Annotated in this window: 15 protein-coding genes and 1 tRNA gene; 11 read left to right on the top strand and 5 right to left on the bottom strand. The window is 66.8% G+C overall.

What is annotated here, in order from left to right; all coding sequences use genetic code 11:
- Positions 1-2 precede the first annotated feature (2 nt).
- Genes ON40_RS09605 through ON40_RS09575 form a run of 7 tightly spaced genes read left to right on the top strand, consistent with a single transcriptional unit; the run spans position 3 to position 7,549 of the window.
- Positions 3-776 (top strand): class I SAM-dependent methyltransferase, encoded by a 774-nt coding sequence (locus ON40_RS09605; protein ID WP_157186246.1) that lies wholly within the window; start codon positions 3-5, stop codon positions 774-776.
- Positions 773-2,068 carry an MFS transporter gene (locus ON40_RS09600; RefSeq protein ID WP_040820673.1) on the top strand — a complete coding sequence of 432 codons (1,296 nt, stop codon included), beginning with the start codon at positions 773-775 and terminating at the stop codon, positions 2,066-2,068. The genes ON40_RS09605 and ON40_RS09600 overlap by 4 nt, the downstream gene beginning before the upstream one ends.
- Positions 2,069-2,078: 10 nt before the next feature.
- A complete protein-coding gene (locus tag ON40_RS09595) occupies positions 2,079-3,422 on the top strand; it encodes a cupin domain-containing protein (protein ID WP_245567731.1) in 1,344 nt (447 codons plus the stop codon).
- A complete protein-coding gene (locus ON40_RS09590; RefSeq protein ID WP_169541842.1) occupies positions 3,422-4,435 on the top strand; it encodes a C-terminal binding protein in 1,014 nt (337 codons plus the stop codon). The genes ON40_RS09595 and ON40_RS09590 overlap by 1 nt, the downstream gene beginning before the upstream one ends.
- Before the next feature lie 44 nt (positions 4,436-4,479).
- Entirely contained in the window at positions 4,480-5,340 is an 861-nt protein-coding gene (locus ON40_RS09585) for an isocitrate lyase/phosphoenolpyruvate mutase family protein (protein WP_040820669.1), read from the top strand.
- On the top strand, positions 5,319-6,461 hold the full coding sequence (aepY, locus tag ON40_RS09580; RefSeq protein ID WP_085997677.1) for a phosphonopyruvate decarboxylase: 1,143 nt from the start codon (positions 5,319-5,321) through the stop codon (positions 6,459-6,461). The genes ON40_RS09585 and aepY overlap by 22 nt, the downstream gene beginning before the upstream one ends.
- Positions 6,449-7,549 (top strand): phosphonoacetaldehyde reductase, encoded by a 1,101-nt coding sequence (locus tag ON40_RS09575; RefSeq protein ID WP_051192894.1) that lies wholly within the window; start codon positions 6,449-6,451, stop codon positions 7,547-7,549. Before aepY ends, ON40_RS09575 begins: the two co-directional genes overlap by 13 nt.
- Here the strand turns inward: ON40_RS09575 and ON40_RS09570 are convergent.
- A complete protein-coding gene (locus ON40_RS09570) occupies positions 7,523-8,764 on the bottom strand; it encodes an aminotransferase class III-fold pyridoxal phosphate-dependent enzyme (RefSeq protein WP_051192893.1) in 1,242 nt (413 codons plus the stop codon). The genes ON40_RS09575 and ON40_RS09570 overlap by 27 nt on opposite strands.
- 182 nt (positions 8,765-8,946) lie before the next feature.
- Here ON40_RS09570 and ON40_RS09565 point away from each other — a divergent pair, with 182 nt between their 5' ends.
- On the top strand, positions 8,947-10,113 hold the full coding sequence (locus tag ON40_RS09565; RefSeq protein WP_063712975.1) for an MFS transporter: 1,167 nt from the start codon (positions 8,947-8,949) through the stop codon (positions 10,111-10,113).
- Between the two features lie 184 nt (positions 10,114-10,297).
- Complete coding sequence (locus ON40_RS09560) at positions 10,298-11,128, top strand: tyrosine-type recombinase/integrase (protein WP_051192891.1); 831 nt, start codon at positions 10,298-10,300, stop codon at positions 11,126-11,128.
- Positions 11,129-11,336: 208 nt separating this feature from the next.
- Here ON40_RS09560 and ON40_RS09555 read toward each other — a convergent pair.
- From ON40_RS09555 to ON40_RS09540, 4 genes are all read right to left on the bottom strand, one after another.
- Positions 11,337-11,408, bottom strand: a tRNA-Val gene (locus ON40_RS09555).
- Between the two features lie 50 nt (positions 11,409-11,458).
- Positions 11,459-11,923 (bottom strand): peroxiredoxin, encoded by a 465-nt coding sequence (locus ON40_RS09550; RefSeq protein ID WP_040820667.1) that lies wholly within the window; start codon positions 11,921-11,923, stop codon positions 11,459-11,461.
- Between the two features lie 168 nt (positions 11,924-12,091).
- Positions 12,092-12,514, bottom strand: coding sequence for a DUF3052 domain-containing protein (locus ON40_RS09545; RefSeq protein WP_040820832.1), 423 nt, complete (start codon positions 12,512-12,514; stop codon positions 12,092-12,094).
- A 195-nt stretch (positions 12,515-12,709) separates the two neighbouring features.
- On the bottom strand, positions 12,710-13,267 hold the full coding sequence (locus ON40_RS09540; protein ID WP_040820666.1) for an Rv2240c family protein: 558 nt from the start codon (positions 13,265-13,267) through the stop codon (positions 12,710-12,712).
- A gap of 237 nt (positions 13,268-13,504) precedes the next feature.
- Between ON40_RS09540 and aceE the strand changes: the two genes are divergently transcribed.
- Both aceE and ON40_RS09530 read left to right on the top strand, forming a co-directional pair.
- Positions 13,505-16,384, top strand: coding sequence for a pyruvate dehydrogenase (acetyl-transferring), homodimeric type (gene aceE, locus ON40_RS09535; protein ID WP_040820663.1), 2,880 nt, complete (start codon positions 13,505-13,507; stop codon positions 16,382-16,384).
- Between the two features lie 394 nt (positions 16,385-16,778).
- Positions 16,779-18,113, top strand: coding sequence for a PucR family transcriptional regulator (locus tag ON40_RS09530; RefSeq protein ID WP_051192890.1), 1,335 nt, complete (start codon positions 16,779-16,781; stop codon positions 18,111-18,113).
- Positions 18,114-18,179 lie beyond the last annotated feature (66 nt).

Below are 18,179 nucleotides of genomic sequence, written 5' to 3'. Positions count from 1 at the left end.
TCGTGACCGCGGACCGCGAGATCACCAACCCGAAGGCGGTCGCCTGGGACCGGCTGGGTAGTGCGTACTGGAACCTCAACTACAACGGCGGCCCGAACCCCTCGGCGTGTGTTCAGTACCTCGACGGAGTCGCGGCCGGCGAGCGAGTGCTCCTCGTAGGCGCCAGCACGGTCGCACTCGCCCGTGCAGTGCTCGACGCCGGCGCCGAGCTGGTGGTCGCAGACTTCTCCGCGGTGATGCTCGCCGAGCTGGAGTATCTGCTCCCTGGACAGGCCGAGTTCGTCCGGGTCGACGTCACCCGCGCCGACCCGCGGTTCGACGACGCGTTCGATCTCGTGTTGGCCGATCGACTTGTCAATAGGTTCGTCCTCGCCGAAATGCGCGGCGCCCTGCGCACCCTGTCCGGCGCGGTGCGCCCCGGCGGGAAGCTGCGGCTGAGCTACCGGCTGGGGCTCTATGAGCGGGACGTGCCGGTGCTCGCCGAGGCCGCTCGGCGCGGGGAGACGTCCGCGGTTTTCGACGAGGCGCAGTTCGACGTCGATTACAGCGGCGCAGCGGAATGGCTCGCCACTGTGTTGCCGCCGCACGGCGACATCCCCATGGATATGCTGGTCGACTTCTACGTCGCCAGGGGACGAGAACACCGGATCAGAACCGGCGAACTCGACGAGTTGGCCGCACAGGTGATTTCCGACAGCACTCGTTACGAGATCGCGCACCTGCCGGTACTCGGCCATAGCGGCGACTTCCTCTTCCAACTCACCCGCCGGACATGACCTACGACACCGGAAAGCGCGACTTCCGCGTGTTGTTGTGCGGTGAGTCGATCAGCCTGCTCGGCGACCGGGTGGCCACCTTCGCCGTGCCGACCATCGCGATCCTGACCCTGCACGCGACCACGTTCGAAGTCGGCCTCTTGACGATGGCCACCTACATCGCGTACCCGGTCGCCGGTATCGGTGCGGGACTGCTCGTCGATCGGTTCAGCCGCCGACCGATGATGCTGGTGGCCAGCGCCGCGCGGTTCATGTTGTTCATGAGCGTTCCGCTCGCGGACCGGTTCGGCGTGCTCACCATCGAGCAACTGCTCCTGGTCGTCGGCGTGAGTGGCTGCTTCACCCTGCTGTACGACGTGGCGTTGCAGGGGTATCTGCCCATCCTGCTACCCGGCGACGAACTGCCGCGCGGCAACGCCGCGGTGGAAGTCTCCCGGACCACTTCGCAGGCTATCGGACCCGCACTCGGCGGGGTGCTGTCGCGCGTATTCGGGGCAAGCTCCGCGGTGGCCCTGAACGCGACGTCCTTTTTGGCCTCCATGCTCGGCGTGCTGGCCGTGCGGACGGGCGAACCGGCACCCGAGCCGCACGCACCACGGGACACGATGGCAGGCCGGCTCCGAGAGGGCTTCGCGTTCGTGTTCACCCACGACCTCCTGCGACCCCTCATGCTCTCTGCCGCAGTGCGAAATCTGGGCACGACGGTGATCAAGACGGTGATCTTCCTGTACGCGTATCGAGCACTGCACATCTGCGTCGACACCATGGGAGTGATCCTGGCGGTCGCAGCAGTCGCCGCGGTGCTCGGCGCATCGGTCGCGGGGCGCGTCGTGCGGAGATTCGGTTACGGCAGGACGCTGCTGATCACGGTCGCGGAAGGGGTGGCGTGGCTGTTGTCACCGCTGGCCCTCCTCGGTCACCCGGCCCAGGCGCTGGGGGTGATCGTCGCGCTCACCTCACCCTGGCTGCCGATCTGGAACAGCCAGGTGTCCACCGCACGCCAGGTGTTGGCGCCTGTCCGTCTGCAGAGCCGCGTGCTCGCTTCGATACGGACGATCAGTTGGGGGACCCTGCCGCTGGGAGCGTTGCTGGGCGGCGTGCTCGCCACGGTTCTCGTCGGTGCGCTCGGTGAACGAGCCGGACTCGCTCTCGCAATAGTCGTCGGTGGGGTCGTCACGACGAGTGCGGGTAGTTGGCTGTCGGCTCCGGCCGTACGGAGTTTGCGGGAGGTTCCCCTGGCACGTTCCGCCGATCGATCGGCCGAGGAAATTCTGTCGGGAGCTCGCCATTGATCAAGGAGCGGTGAAAGTGCTGTTGGATACGTTCAAGGTCGTTCACTGGATGAATGCCCGAAAGATCACCGGTCATCAACTCGCGGCGCGGCTGACAATCGATGACGGGGAATTCGGTCGATTACTCGCCGCGGACGAATTCGATGTGCCGGACGAGTTCGCCGAGTTATTGGCCGGTCAGCTCGAGATCGAACTCTCGCAATTGTCCGGCGGTACCGTGAAGGACCTCGTGGTGATCCGCACGGCGGCCGAAATGCGGGCCACCTGTCGTGCTGTACCGCGCGACGGAATCCATTTCTACAACTACTACACGATGGCGGCGCCGACTGGGAAGGTCGCGCCGGTCGTACTCGATATCCTGTGTCCCGCCGACCGGTTGCCAGCGTTGAACAACGGTCACCTCGAGCCCGCGATCACTGTGAATTTGGGTCCGGGTGACATCAACGGCCGCTGGGGAACCGAACTCACGGAAGCGACATGGCAGCGGATGCGCGCGGGGACCTCGGCCGTGCCGTGGGTGGCGGGCGATTCCTACGTGGAGCCGTCCTTCTGCCCGCACACCTACTCCCTCGCGACCGATGTGCCCGCACGGATCATCTCCTACACCGGTGTGTCCGGGCTCGAGGCGTTGGTGGCGGAGACGAACACCTGGTCCGACCATGCCTTCGACACGATGGCGGAGTCGGTGTCCGACGGCTCGCCCGCGGCGATCCTGCGGAGCCTGCTGGCCCGCCGTGGTCACGACGTGACCAGCCTGGCAAAGGAGACCGGTATCCCGCACGAACGTCTCGCCGCCGTGGCAGACCTGACGCTCGATGAGTTGCGCACGGTTGCCGGGGTGCTCGCGACGGACTACCGGGTCCTTCTCCCCCCGATGCGCGCATACGACGAGGTCGGCAAGACGTTCTGCTCGGTGGACAGCAGCGTGGCGAGTATCCGCCCGTTTCACGACTACGAGGTCGCTTCCCTCGCCGCCGCGCCGCATCTGCCCGACTTGACCGGGCTGTACGTGCGCATCGACAACGACACCCCGGCGCCGGTGCTCGATCTCTGCGACCTGGGTGAGACCCACTACTTCGTGCTGGACGGCGAGATCACCCTCTGGTGGCGGCAGGACGGCGATGGGATCGGCTCCGCACGGCTGACCGCGGACGGCAGCGCATGGGTGTCGCCGTTCGTCGCGCACGGCTGGTCCGGCTCGGGATCGGTGGTGAAGTTGGGTAGCGGAAAGCATATGTCCTACCTGGACTACCTCGAGCTATCGAACACCTTCCAGGCCCGGCAGGTGCTGCGCAGAGGGCGCCGTGATCGGCTCGGCTGGGGTTACGACGCTCAGGACGGGGCGCAGGGCTGATGCGTGTGGTGTATACGGACCCGGCGTGGGCTGTCGACGTGGGTGGTGAACTCGATCCGGCGCTGGCGAAGATCGAGCGCGAGATCTACGGCGAGGATATCGAGATCGGGCTCGGCATTCGCCGGGATGGCCGGTTCCTCATCGATGGGGCGGAATTCGAGGACCACGTCGCCGGTGCGGACGCGCTGGTCGTCTACCGCGCCCGGGTGACTCAGCGACTGCTCGACGCGGTGGGTCCGTCGTGCCGGGTCGTCGCGCGGCAGGGGGTGGGGCTGGACAACCTCAACGCCGAGTTGCTGCGTGCACAGGGACTGTGGGGCTTTCACGTTCCCGATTACTGCGGAGATGAGGTCAGCACCCACACGCTGGCCCTGGCACTCGCCCTCGAACGCGGCGTCTGCGTGCAGGACCAGTTGGTGCGCAACCGCGCGTGGAACATCCACGCGGGTCGGATTCCCCGGCGCACCGCCGGGTTGACAGCGGGCATCGTCGGTTTCGGCAGGATCGGCCGCGCCACCAGCCGTAAGCTGCACGCCTTCTACGGGCGTGTCGTCGCCTACGACCCCAACGTCGCGACGGACCTGATGGCAAGCCACGGCGTCTGCCCTTGTGCGTCGCCGGCCGAACTGTTCGCCGTCTCGGATGTCATCGTCCTGCACCCGGAGTTGACGGCCGAGACCGACCGTTTGGTCGACCGGGCCTTGCTCCGGTCGTGCAAGCCGGGCGCCTTGCTGGTCAACACCGCTCGCGGCAGGCTCGTCGACCTGCCCGCGGTGCTGGAAGCCCTTCGCGACGGATGCCTGGGCGGGTTCGCCTCGGACGTCTTCTCGCCGGAGGACCCCAACGACGACGAGATCGGTCGTGAGCTGTTGTGCCGACCGGACGTCATCGTCACCGCTCATCGGGCGTTCCTGTCCGCCGAGTCGGAGATCAGCCTGCGGCAGCGGGTCGCCGCCGGAGTGCGGCACGTACTGCGCGAGGGGCAACCTCCGCCCGCAGGCCGGGTCGCCTGAAGCCGCTTTCCCTCACTGGACTGGACCGAGGTGGAGAACACGACATGCAGAGAATCAGGAGCAGGACCTTCCGGGCTGTGCTGGCGGAGGGCCGGGCAGTGCGCGCCGCGGGCGTTCACGACGCGCTGGGAGCAATGCTTGCCGAGCAGGCGGGCTTCGCCGCGGTCTGGGCCTCGGGCCTGGGAATCTCCGCGTCCCGTTGTGTACCCGACGCGAGCCTGCTCACCATGACCGAATACCTCCAAGCCGCGGTACAGATGCAGCGCCAGGTGAGCATCCCGGTTGTCGCCGATTGCGATTCGGGTTTCGGCAACAACCTGAATATCACCCATATGGTGCACGAGTACGAAGCGGCGGGAATCACCGCGGTCTGCGTCGAGGACAAGCAGTATCCGAAGAGGAACAGCTTCGCTCCCGGCAATCAGGATCTGGTCGACACCGCCGCTTTCGCGGACAAGATCGCCATCGCGAAGCGGGCCCAGAGCGACGAGGACTTCTTCGTCATCGCCCGCACCGAAGCACTCATCAGTGGCCTCGGTGTCGACGAAGCACTGAACCGCGGCTACGCCTATGCCGCAGCCGGTGCGGACGCGATGCTGGTCCATTCCAAACAGCCGACCAGCGCCGAGGTGCACGCGTTCCTCGAGCAGTGGGACGGGCGCGTGCCGGTCGTGGTCGTACCGACCACCTATCCTGATTGGCACTTCGACGACGCGGTCAAGGCGGGCGCGTCCATGGTCATCTACGCCAACCAGGGGCTTCGCGCGACGATCGAGGCGCTGCGGACTACTTTCGACTCGATCATCACGCACGGGAGTTCGGCCGACCTCGAGGTCGACCTCGCGTCGGTGAACGATGTGTTCGAGCTTCAGCGGCTGCGGCAATGGCTGGAGTTGGAGCGGTGATCGATGCCGACCGGTTCTGTACGCAGTTGATCGCGCACGGCTTCACCTCCGCCACTGGCGTGCCGTGCTCGTATCTCGCCGGTCCGATCGAGTGGCTCTCGCGCGAAGAACGTTACGTGCCCGCGGCGAACGAGGGCACCGCCCTTGCCATCGCCGCGGGTGCGGCCCTCGCAGGCTCGCGTACCGCGGTATTCGCGCAGAACTCCGGGCTGGGAAACCTGATCAACCCACTTGCCTCGCTGCAGATGACCTACGACATCGCCACCCTGGTGTTCGTGAGTCTGCGCGGCTGGCCCGATCCGTCGCAAGACGAACCACAACACGCCCTCATGGGACAGGTCACCGGAAGGCTGCTCGACGCGCTCGGTGCGGCCAGGTGGTTGCTGACCGCCGAGGCGAACGACCTCGACGGCATCCTCGACGAGGCAGAGGGTGAACTGGCCCACGGCCGTCCGGCGTTCGTCCTGGTCGAGAAGGGAGCCATCGGCGGGGTCGTCAAGGGGGAGAACGGTGACCTGCCCGTCTGCGAGACCCGAGCCGGGGTACTGCGTGCGATCCAGCCCGACCTGCGCGAGCTGCCGATCATTTCCACGACCGGTTACACCTCGCGTGAGCTGTTCTCGATGCGCGACGCGGACAACCACTTCTACATGCAGGGGTCCATGGGGCACGCGGTGGCCATCGGCCTGGGGCTGTCGCGGACGTTGTCCGACGCGCAGCCGGTGGTCGTCCTGGACGGCGACGGGGCCGCGTTGATGCACCTGGGCACGATGTCGACCATCGGTTCCACCGCGCCGGCAAACCTCGTGCACATCCTGTTCGACAATGGCTCCTACGAATCCACCGGCTCGCAGGCGACCAGCTCGTCGACGACCGACTTCGTTCAGATCGGGCTGGCCTGCGGGTACCGCACCGCGCGCGAATGCTCGGAAGTTCCGGACGTACGCTCCGCTCTGCGCATGATGCTGGCCACTCCTGGACCACACCTGCTGGTTGTGCGTGTGGCGTCCAGTCACGGCACGGCTCCGCCCCGAGCGACCTCCGCGATGAGCGCACCGGAGATACACCGGCGCTTTCGCACCTGGGTATCCAGCCGTGCGGAGGAACCATGCCCGAGGTGATCAGCGCCGCCGGCTCCGTGTCGGCGCTAACACGGGTAGTGGGTGCGGGCAGGCGCGTGCTGGTGGTGGCCAGCGCCCGCGCGTTCCGAGCGGTCGAGGGGGTGCTGCCGGGAACCGAGGTTGCGTTGTTCTGCGGCTTCACGCCCAACCCCCGCCTGCGCGATGTGGTCGCCGGTTGCCGGTTGCGGGACCGATGGCGGCCGGAAGTGATCGTCGGTATCGGCGGCGGCAGCGCACTCGACGTGGCGAAGTTGGTTCGCCTGCTGCCCGCCGACATCGAGCAGGCTCGCGTGTCGCTGCACACGACGCGGTACGAGCCACCCGCACACCGAACCCCGCTCGTGCTCGTGCCGACAACCGCCGGCACCGGCAGCGAGGTCACCCGATTCGCGACGGTCTTCGACGACCACACCAAGCTGTCGCTGGACCACGAATCGGTGCTGGCCGACGTTGCCGTCATCGATCCCGACCTGGCAGTGTCGTGCCCACCGAGCCTGGTCGGAAGTTGTGGCTTCGACGCGCTGTGTCACGCCGTCGAGTCGTGGTGGAGCAAGCGGTCGACCCCGCATTCCCGGGAATTCGCGAGCGAGGCGCTGCGCGCGCTCGTACCCCTGTTGCGGCGACCGGTGTCCGAGCCGGACGCCGCGGAACGGAGCATGCTGGCGGCCGCGGCGCTTGCCGCGGGGCGGGCCATCGACATCACCAGGACAACAGCGGCCCACGCCTTCGCGTACCGGTTGACCACGCAATACGACGTGCCGCACGGCGTCGCCTGCTTGCTGAACCTGCAGTGGCTGCTTCGCCACAATCTAGCGATGGCCGGCCGACCCGGCGGCGAGGCACGGGTCGTCGAGCAGCTGGCGGCCATCGTCGAGTTGCTCGATCTCGGGGACCGGGAGCCGACGGACTACTTCACCGAGTACTTCACCGGATTCGGCTGGTCGCCGCGGCTGAGGGACTACGGGATCAGCCGCGATGCACTTCCGTCCCTCGTGGACGCGGGGCTGGGGTCCCGGGCCAGGGCGGAGAACAACCCGATCAAGCTGCATCACCATGAGGCGCTACGAGGGCTGCACTCGGTTTTCTGAGCGGGCTGTGGCGCCACCGGCGGCCGACCAGACCACCTCTATCCCCTCGACCAGTTGCGCGTCGGGAATGGTCAGCGGGGGCGCTATCCGGATGCGTTCACCGTGTCGGCCCCCGCTGAACACGAGTGCGCCGTCGGCGAACGCCCGGCGCACCAGTTCCCCGCTGGAGACGACGGTCGGTTCGAAGGACAGTGCGGGGCCGATCGTGTACACTGCGCGCGCGAGGTCGGCAGCCTCCAGTCGGTCGGCGAGTTCCTTGAGCCGGGCGCCGACGGCCGCGCCCATACCCGCCACGTCGTGGTCGTCGATGTATCGGGTCACCTCATACGCGGCGGCAGGGCCCAGCGTTCCGGTCTGGAAGGTGTGCGCCAGATACATCGGATCCGCTCCCGCTTCCAGAAAGCGTTTGTACACCACGGCCGACAGCGGGTACATACCGTTGGTCAGAGACTTGCTGAACAGCACAATGTCCGGGTCCAGACCCCAGGCCGCGGATGGGCTGAACACACCGTGCCGGAAGAACCCACACTGGATCTCGTCGGCCACGGTAACCACGCCCGCCGAGGCTGCCGAGGCGGTCACCTCCTCCAGCCACCCGCGGTCGAGAGGCACATACCCGTTGGCGCCTTGCACGGGCTCGTAGATGAGGCATGAGACGCCGTTCCAGTCCCGTGGCACGATGCCGGGAGTCAGGTGGATCACCTCAGGCGCGAGCAGGTCGGCAAAACCGGTGTCGTGCAACGAGAACCGCCGCTGCACGGTGGTGAGCGCTGCCGTGTCGACACCGAGGCCGTGGAAGCCGCCGTCGATCGACATCACCCGGCCAGGACGGGTGCGGCGGGCCAGAGCCAGAGCGGCCGCCACCGCGAAGCTGCCGCCGACCTGGTACAGCACACGCCGACTGTCCGGTTCGGGCAGCTGATTGCACAACCACCGCGCCACGGTTTCCGCCGCCGGACCGTGAAACAGGCCCGTGAGGTCGGACGATCGCGCCAGTGCCCGCTCGATCTCCGGGTTGCGATGGCCGAAGTTGACCGCGGCATACGCCGACATGAAGTCGATGCATCGGTGCGATCCGCCGTCCCCATCTAGCAGGTGCAGAGTGGCGTTGTCGGCGCGGACCAGCACGTACCGCTGGTCGAGCACGCTCGCCTCGTCGAGCCGACTCTGATAGAACCGGTCCCCGATTTGCCGGGCCGAATCGATGGTCGTCACCGCAGCTCCTCCAGGAATAACGCATCCAGACCAGTAGCTTCGCTGCGCCGCGTCATCGATGTATCAGCGATCGCGGAAGCCTCGGAAGCGATAGGAGATTCCGAGGTGGCCCGCATCGGCGGCGCGGAGTCGCGAGACTATGCGACATGCGGGGCTGGGTCGCGATGTGGACGAGAACGGACATGGGCAATCGATCCGAATCGGGACCGAAACACCTGAGGATCGTCGATCTGCTGATTCTCGCTGTCGGCACATTCACCCTCGGTGTGGACGGCTACGTGCTCTCGGGTTTGCTGCCGGAGGTCTCCGCTGACCTTCGGGTCTCGATCAGCGAGGCTGGTCAACTGACCGCGTTGTTCGCGATCGTGTACGCGGTCGGGTCGCCGGTCATCGCCGCGCTGACGGGCAGTTGGGATCGCCGGGTGCTGCTCGGGGGCGGGATGATGGTGTTCATCGTCGGCCTGATGCTGCAGGCCGGCGGACCGAATTTTCCGACAGTGGCAGTGGGGCGCATTGTCGCAGCTCTGGGTGCGGCGGCTTACCAGGCGAACGCGTTCAGCACCGCTGGATTGCTGAGCGACGATGCGCATCGTGCCCGATCGCTGGCCGTTGTCGCGGGCGGCGCTTCGCTTGCGCTGGTGGCGGGGCTTCCGTTCGGCATCATCGTCGGCCAAGTGTGGGGGTGGCGCAATGCCATGTGGATCCTGGTCGTGCTGGCCGCGATCTCGTGTCTCTCGGTAGGGCTCCTCCCGGCCGCACATGCTCCGAGGCTCGGTCTGCGCGACCGATTGCTGGTGCTCGCGGATGCTCGTGTACGCGGCATACTGGTCGGCACGCTCACCGTGATGGTCCCGGGTTTTCTCATCATCTCCTTCCTACCAACGGTCCTGCATGCCTCCGGCGTGCTCGTGGTGGTGGCGATGTTCGCCTTCGGATGCGGGCAGGTTCTCGGCACGACTGCCGTGCCGCGACTCATCCGATGGCGTGGAGCGCCTTTCGTGCTCGTTCTCGGTGCCGGCGGCGTGACCGCATTCGCGGCGATGCTGGCCGTGACGGGCACGACCGAACTCGGAGCGGTTGCGTCGATGATCGCGCTGGGCCTGAGCATGGGTATCGCGATCGTGCCCCAGCAGCACCGCTTGTTCGCGCTCGTCCCCGCAAGGGCCCCGGTCGCGATGGGCCTCAACGGGTCGGCGATCTACACTGCCGCAGCACTCGGCGCCGGACTGGGTGGCGGCGTGCTGGCCGTCGCCGGGGAAATCGCACTCGCGCCGACCGCGGCCATCATCGGTCTGCTCGCCGTCACGGCCGGTGTCGCCGTCCGCCCTGAGCGCCGCCCGCAGCGGTGAATCGGATGGGACGTGGCGAGGTGGTCAGGAGTGTGGTCGCTGTGGGATCGGTGGTGGTGCCTGTTCGGTGTACTCACCTATCCCGGGCATCTTCTCGTTGACCGGCGTTTCCTCGACCGCTGGATTGATCGTCATGCCAACTCCAAGTCAGATCCCTTCCCGGCGAGGAGCAGGTACCGAGGACATGGCGACCGAGGTACTGGCATTCGTCGCCGGGCATCCCGACGGCGTGCGCTACTCGGGGGTGACCTCGAAGTTCGGCGACAAGGCAGGGCGCTACCTGGACGGGATGCGCGCATCGGGCACGGTCGTGCGGCCCAAGCGCGGCTTGTACGCCCTCGCCCCCGGTCCAACGCCGCCCGTCGAGCCACAGGGGGTTGCCGCCCGCACAGTGACCACGATGTTGATTCAGCTCTCCGCTGCGCTCGATGACGCGGTGAAACAGGGCTTGGTGACCCGCAACGTCGCGCGACTGGTGAAGCGGCCCGACATCGCCGACACCGAAATGCAAGTGTGGACCCGGGAGCAGAGCCGGGAGTTCCGGGAGCACGTCCGCGAGCACCGCCTCTATGCGCTGTTCTTGCTGTCGCTGTGCGGGCTGCGTCGCTCGGAAATCATGGGGTTGTGCTGGTCCCGCATCGAGGGAAACACCCTGCACATCCGCCGTGGCCGCGTAGCGATCGGCAAAGACGTGGAGGAGGGCGACCCGAAGTCATGGCGCAGCCGCCGGAGCCTGCCTCTTCCAGCCGACGTGGTGGCGGCACTGGCCCGGTTCGAAGTCGCCCAGAAGGCCGAAGCGCTGGTCCTCGGGGCGTCGTGGTCGGACGAACGTCTGGTCGCGGTGCACGAGGATGGCTCACCGATCCGGCACGAGTGGTACACCGACGAGTTCCAGCGGCAGGCCGAGGCAGCGGGCCTACCCGTAATCCGCCTACACGACGCCCGGCACACGGCCGCAACCATCCGGTTGGACTCCGGCGGCCGTCTCGGCGGTGGCGAAGTGGCTCGGCCATGACCCGGCCGTTCTGCTCAGAGTCTACGGTCACGTCTATGACGAGGCGCTGGAGTCAGCGGGCGCGGCCCTGTTCGGTGACGACACCGCAGCGAGCGGCACCTAGTCCCGCCGGTCCGTTGGGTCACTCTGGGGACACTGGGCGCTTCGCGCTCGATGGCGGATCCTCCGCCGAATGACCAAACTAGCCTCTGACCTGGCAATCAACGAGTGGGCGCAGAGGGGTTCGAACCCCCGACCGCTGGTGTGTAAGACCAGTGCTCTACCGCTGAGCTATACGCCCGGTACTCCGCTTCGCCGAGCGGAGTGGGTGGCCTCTGGAGGAGGCGCGGGTTACGAATCTAACGCAGTGAGGGCTTTCTCCCAAGCTGCCTGGTCACGGGGTTCGCCGGGGCCGTTCATCTCGGCGAAGCGGATGATGCCGGACTTGTCGACCACGAAGGTGCCGCGGTTGGCGAAGCCGGTTTTGTCGTTGAAGACGCCGTAGGTCTGCGCGACGGCGCCGTGCGGCCAGAAGTCGGACAGCAGCGGGAAGGTGTAGCCCTGTTCGGCGGCCCAGATCTTGTGGGTGGGTGGCGCGCCGACCGAGACCGCGAGGATCTCGGCGTTGTCGTTCTGGAATTTCGGCAGTTCGTCGCGCACCTTGCACAATTCACCCTGGCAGACGCCGGTGAAGGCGAGCGGATAGAACACGATCAGAACGTTCTTGTCGCCGCGGTAATGGGACAGGCTGACGTCCTGGTTGTTCTGGTCCTTCAGCGTGAAATCCGGTGCGGCCGTACCTACTTCGATGGGCATGCGCGAATCCTCCTGTCTGTGATGCGTCCCGCGCCTTGGCTGCGCGGCACGGGGCTCGCTTACTGGCCGCGGTGCGCGTCGAGTTCCGCGCTCGCCGGACGGCCTCGATCCGGTGCGCTTGCGCGAGAAGACGGCACGCGCCCCGGTGAACCCCTGCCGCGCTGCGAATCAGCGCTGCTTGGAGGGTGTCTTCGGCTGGGTGAGCTTGATCCCTGTCCAGCCACCGAGACTGACCGGTGTGGTGGAGGTCAGTCCGGCCGGGGTCGCCGATTCGGCGATCTCGCTGGGATCCACATGCCCCTGCTCCCCCGTCTTGGGGCACAGAACCCAGACGAAGCCGTCGTCGGCCAGCGGGCCGATCGCATCCATCAGCTCGTCGACCAGGTCTCCGTCCCCATCACGCCACCACAGCAGGACGACATCGACGACCTCGTCGGTATCGTCGTCCAGCATCTCGGAGCCACTCTCCTCCTCGATGGCTGCCCGCAGCTCGTCGTCGGTGTCCTCGTCCCAGCCCAGTTCCTGAACAACAAGCCCGGATGAAATACCGAGCTTCTGAGCATAGTTGTGCGCGTCCGCCGCGGCGACCACGGTGGTGTCCTCCTCAACTCCAGACAATAGGTAGTTGCAAGCGAACATGGTCCAGCGTCACAACGCAAGCCGATCCGACCAAAATCTCGGCGAAATGTCGCGGGACAGTTCGGTGAACACGTCCGGGTCGGCACCACCCCGTGTCTGGAACCAAGGCTGCCACTCCCGTGAAATCAGCAGGCCAAGCAGTACTCCTTACCGCGCTGAACAGGCATCGCGCGCCACGTTGAGGGCATCGTTCACCCGCTTGCTGGCGTCGTTGAGCGCGCCGACCGGCGCGGTGTAGGTCATCTTCCGTGATTCCGAGGCCAGCGTGCGAGCCGCGGCCACGTAGGCGCTGAATTTCTGTGCCAGATCGGTCGGCAGGGCGTCACCGGAGGTGTTCACCCGGCCCTCGACCGTCTTGGCGGCGTCCTCGAGCGTCTGCGCCGCGGTGTCGCGCTTGGCTTCCTGATCGGGCGCGTTCGCGTCGTGCGCGTCGACGAACTCGTTGTACTTGGTGACCGCGACACTGGTCGTGCCCCGGAACGGCGTGCAGTTGTCGCTGATCGCCTTCGCCTGCGCGGCCGCCTTCTGCGAGGAGGTGGCCGCAGCGGAGGACGAAGCCATCTCCGTCCGGTACGCCGAGGCCTCCACCTGGTTGGCGGTGGCGGTACCGTGGATGGAGCTCGAGCAGCCGGCCACCACCAGTCCCGTGCCGACCGCCATGGTCGCGCACATCAGTCCGAACCCGCGTGGGTCCAGCAGCTTCATCGTCCTCCCCGCTTCTCGACATCGACTGTGTCCAAGGGCACTTATGAATGCAAATGTTGCCTCGTGCACGGTACTGGATTTCCGGCTGACATGATGACCTGGGACGCATCATCGGCAAGGATGTGAGATGCGCCCTATTCGTTCGCGTCGGATAGCCCGCTTACCAGCGCAAGCTACCCGGGGAATCTCGACAACAGAGCCATCAGCCTGTCCACCCCTGCACGAGGAGCATTGATTTTGACCGACCTGCTGCACCCGATGTCTTCGTCCGGTCCCGCTGCCGACGGCCACGGCGACGCCGCACAGGCGCCCAGCCGGCCCGCTGGGGCACGCGTACGAGTGATCCGCGAGGGGGTGGCGTCGTACCTACCGGATATCGACCCGGACGAGACCAGCGAATGGCTGGAATCCTTCGACGAGATGCTCGATCGCGAAGGTCCGGGTCGCGCCCGCTATCTGATGCTGCGCCTGCTCGAGCGCGCCGGTGAGCGGCACGTCACCATCCCTGCCCTGACCTCCACCGACTACGTCAACACCATCCCCACCGAGAACGAGCCCTGGTTCCCCGGTGACGAAGAGGTCGAGCGTCGCTACCGCGCCTGGATCCGCTGGAACGCCGCGGTCATGGTGCACCGCGCCCAGCGTCCGGGAATCGGTGTGGGCGGCCATATTTCGACCTACGCGTCCTCGGCGGCGCTGTACGAGGTCGGCTTCAACCACTTCTTCCGGGGCAAGGATCATCCCGGTGGCGGCGATCAGGTGTTCATGCAGGGCCACGCCTCCCCCGGCATGTACGCCCGCGCGTTCCTGGAGGGCCGGCTGACCACCGATCAGCTCGACGGGTTCCGCCAGGAGTACAGCCACGGCGGCCCGGGACACGGCCTGTCCTCGTATCCGCATCCGCGCCTGATGCCGGACTTCTGGGAATTCCCCACGGTGTCCATGGGGCTGGGCCCGATGAACGCCATCTACCAGGCGCGGTTCAACCACTACCTGCACGACCGCGGCATCAAGGACACCTCCGATCAGCACGTGTGGGCGTTCCTGGGCGACGGCGAGATGGACGAGCCCGAATCGCGCGGCCTGATCCAGGTGGCCGCGAACGAGGGCCTGGACAACCTCACCTTCGTCATCAACTGCAACCTGCAGCGCCTCGACGGCCCGGTGCGCGGTAACGGCAAGATCATCCAGGAGCTGGAGTCGTTCTTCCGCGGCGCGGGCTGGAACGTCATCAAGGTCATCTGGGGCCGCGAGTGGGACGCGCTGCTGGGCGCCGACCGCGACGGCGCACTGGTGAATCTGATGAACTCCACCCCCGACGGCGACTACCAGACGTACAAGGCCAACGACGGCGCTTACGTGCGGGAGCACTTCTTCGGCCGCGACCCGCGCACCAAGGAACTGGTGAAGGGCCTGACCGATCAGGAGATCTGGAACCTCAAGCGCGGCGGCCACGACTACCGCAAGATCTACGCGGCGTACGCGGCGGCGCTGGCGCATCAGGGCAAGCCGACGGTGATCCTGGCCAAGACCATCAAGGGCTACGGCCTGGGCAAGCACTTCGAGGCGCGCAACGCCACCCATCAGATGAAGAAGATGACGCTGGACGACCTCAAGGCCTTCCGCGACGTGCAGCGCATCCCGATCACCGACGCGCAGCTCGAGGAGAATCCGTACCTCCCGCCGTACTACCACCCCGGCATGGAGTCCCCGGAGATCCAGTACCTGCTGGGCCGGCGTCAGGCGCTCGGCGGTTATCTGCCCGAACGACGCAGTGTGGCAAAGCCTCTGCAACTTCCCGGCGACGAGCCGTACCGCGGCGTACGCAAGGGTTCGGGCAAGCAGAACGTCGCCACCACGATGGCGTTCGTGCGCCTGATGAAGGAACTGCTGCGGGACAAGGAGATCGGCAAGCGGATCGTGCCGATCATCCCCGACGAGGCCCGTACCTTCGGTATGGACTCGTGGTTCCCTTCGTTGAAGATCTACAACCGCAACGGCCAGTTGTACACGTCGGTCGACGCGGAATTGATGCTTGCCTACAAAGAGAGCACCATCGGGCAGATCCTGCACGAGGGCATCAACGAGGCGGGGTCGACCGCGTCGTTCACCGCGGCGGGCACCTCGTACGCCACCCACGGCGAGCCGATGATTCCGCTGTACATCTTCTATTCGATGTTCGGCTTCCAGCGCACCGGCGATGGCCTGTGGGCCGCGGCGGATCAGCTCGCCCGCGGTTTCGTGCTCGGAGCTACCGCCGGGCGAACGACGCTGACCGGTGAGGGCCTGCAGCACAACGACGGTCATTCGCTGCTGCTCGCCTCGACCAACCCGGCGGCGGTCGCCTACGACCCGGCGTTCGCGTTCGAGATCGCGCACATCGTGCGCGATGGCATGCGACGGATGTACGGCGGCGGCACCACCCCGCCCGACCCGGCCGCGGTGCCGGGCACGCATCCGCACATGCACCAGGACGCGTTCGGCGGGGAGAACATCTTCTACTACATCACCCTGTACAACGAGCCCTATCCGCAGCCCGCCGAGCCGGACGGCATCGATATCGACGGTCTGCTCAAGGGCTTGTACCTGTACAAGCGCGGTGGCGAGGGTGCCGTGCGCGCGCAGATCCTGGTCTCGGGCGTGACGGTGCCCGACGGCCTGCGGGCGCAGGAACTGCTGGCCGAATGGGGTGTGCAGGCCGATGTGTGGTCGGTGACCTCGTGGAGTGAGCTGCGTCGCGAAGCGCTCGCCAAGGAGATTGCGGCACTGCGCAATCCGGGCGCCTCGGCGGAGGTTCCGTACATCACCGAGGCGCTGTCGCAGGCGCAGGGACCGTTCATCGCCGCCTCGGACTGGATGCGCGCGGTGCAGGACCAGATCCGCAAGTGGGTTCCGGGTGACTACACGACCCTCGGCACGGACGGTTTCGGCTTCTCCGACACCCGTCCGGCGGCACGCCGCGTGTTCAATGTGGATGCCGAGTCGATCACGGTCGCCGCACTGTCCGCACTGGGCCGCACGGGCGCGATCGACGCGTCGAAGGTAACCGAGGCCGCAGCCCGCTACCGCATCGACGACGTAGACTCCGCCGAGCAGTCCACCAACAACGAGGACTGACAGGGTTCGCGTCCGCTTCGCTCCTCCGGGAGCCTCCGCCCGAAGGGTGAAATGACCCCCAACCTGACCACCTCCGGCGTACTCGGCAGCAATGCGGCTCGGTACGCCGGAGCAGTCAGCCCGAACACGCCGACACCACGGTTCGCAAAACGACTCGCCGCTGCGTGCACGAAGGGTGAGATGGCTCGCACCCCGACCACCACCCACGCACCCAGCGGCGAAGCGTCTCCGTACGCCGGAACTGCCAGGCAAATCAGTTCAACCCCAAAGGTTTTCGGCGCGGGATCGTCGTTCGGCCCTCGAAGCGCATGGGCGAAGCCCGAGTCTCGAGGGACGAACGACGAGCCTTACAGCGCCGAAAACCCGCCGGAGCGAAGCGGAGGCCAAAAGTACAGTGGATCGTAAACCGCCGAGGCCGCGCCGGGTATCCGAGTCCGGTACTTCCACCTCGCATGAGGTGTATCTGCCCACCGGGGCTTTGTCGCCCAATCGGCAGACCCGCGACCCGCTGCCGGACACGCTGCTCAAACGGGTCAAGCAGTTCTCCGGGCGGTTGTCCACCGAGGCGGTCGCCTCGATGGAGGATCGGCTGCCGTTTTTCGGCAGTCTGGACGCCGCACAGCGCGCGGGCGTGCAGATGCTGGTGCAGACCGCGGTGGTCAATTTCCTGGAGTGGCTGCAGGATCCCGAGAGCGATATCCGCTTCAGCCTGGATGCCTTCCAGGTCATCCCGCAGGATCTGGCGCGTCGGCTGACGCTGCGCCAGACCGTGGACATGGTGCGGGTGGCCATGGAGTTCTTCGAGCAGTGGCTGCCCGCGCTGGCCCGCAACGACCGGCAGCTGGTGGCCCTGACCGAGGCGGTGCTGCGGTACGGGCGCGAGCTGGGTTTCGCCGCGGCCTCGGTGTACGCCAGTGCCGCCGAATCCCGTGGCGCCTGGGACACCCGGCTCGAGGCGCTGGTCGTGGACGCGGTGGTGCGCGGCGACACCGGACCCGAAATGCTCTCCCGCGCCGCCACTCTCAACTGGGATGCCACCGCGCCGGCGACGGTTCTGGTCGGCACGCCGCCGAAGGATCAGGTGGCCGTGGTCGGCTCGGTGCACAACACCGCGGCCCGGCACGGTCGCGCCGCGCTCGCCGTGGTGCAGGGTTCGCGGCTGGTGATGGTGGTCAGCGGCCATCTCGGCGACACCTCCTACCCCTCCCCCTTCCTGATCGATCTGCTCGCCGAGACGTTCTCCGAGGGGCCCGTGGTGATCGGACCGACCACTCGCACCCTGTCCGCGGCGCATGCCAGTGCGGTGGAGGCGATGGCCGGAATGGAGGCCGTGGTCGGCTGGCGGGGCGCCCCGCGGCCGGTGCATGCCTCCGAACTCCTGCCCGAACGAGCCCTGCTCGGAGATCGCGCTGCGGTCGAGGCTCTGAACGAGTATCTTGTGCTACCGTTGGCCGCCGCCGGGTCGGCTCTGTCGGACACCCTCGACGCCTACCTGGATTGCGGTGGAGCCGTCGAGACCTGCGCCCGCCAGCTGTTCGTTCATCCAAATACGGTTCGTTATCGCCTCAAGCGCATCGGCGAGGTCACGGGCCGGGATCCGCTGAATCCACGCGACGCGTACGTGCTCCGGATCGCCGCGACCATAGGTCGTCTGACACGAACTCGTAACGAATCGCCAACTTCTGCCTCAGAGGACCCAGCCGGCCTGATCCACGAGGATCGGTTGTAACGCCGTACACGAGATCCTCGATGCCGGTAGCCGACTAGCCGTTTTGTGGAGTCCACACAAAAGCAG

The organism is Nocardia jiangxiensis NBRC 101359, from assembly GCF_000308615.1.
GTDB classification, from domain to species: Bacteria; Actinomycetota; Actinomycetes; order Mycobacteriales; family Mycobacteriaceae; genus Nocardia; species Nocardia jiangxiensis.
This window is presented reverse-complemented; position numbering and strand designations above follow the sequence as displayed.

What these genes read in the sequence shown, in the direction of transcription:
- ON40_RS09590 (WP_169541842.1), top strand. Translation starts at nt 3,422, where the DNA reads ATGCGTGTGGTGTATACGGACCCGGCGTGGGCTGTCGACGTGGGTGGT.
- ON40_RS09600 (WP_040820673.1), top strand. Translation starts at nt 773, where the DNA reads ATGACCTACGACACCGGAAAGCGCGACTTCCGCGTGTTGTTGTGCGGT.
- ON40_RS09560 (WP_051192891.1), top strand. Translation starts at nt 10,298, where the DNA reads ATGGCGACCGAGGTACTGGCATTCGTCGCCGGGCATCCCGACGGCGTG.
- ON40_RS09585 (WP_040820669.1), top strand. Translation starts at nt 4,480, where the DNA reads ATGCAGAGAATCAGGAGCAGGACCTTCCGGGCTGTGCTGGCGGAGGGC.
- ON40_RS09575 (WP_051192894.1), top strand. Translation starts at nt 6,449, where the DNA reads ATGCCCGAGGTGATCAGCGCCGCCGGCTCCGTGTCGGCGCTAACACGG.
- ON40_RS09550 (WP_040820667.1), bottom strand. Translation starts at nt 11,923, where the DNA reads ATGCCCATCGAAGTAGGTACGGCCGCACCGGATTTCACGCTGAAGGAC.
- aepY (WP_085997677.1), top strand. Translation starts at nt 5,319, where the DNA reads ATGGCTGGAGTTGGAGCGGTGATCGATGCCGACCGGTTCTGTACGCAG.
- ON40_RS09540 (WP_040820666.1), bottom strand. Translation starts at nt 13,267, where the DNA reads ATGAAGCTGCTGGACCCACGCGGGTTCGGACTGATGTGCGCGACCATG.
- ON40_RS09565 (WP_063712975.1), top strand. Translation starts at nt 8,947, where the DNA reads ATGGGCAATCGATCCGAATCGGGACCGAAACACCTGAGGATCGTCGAT.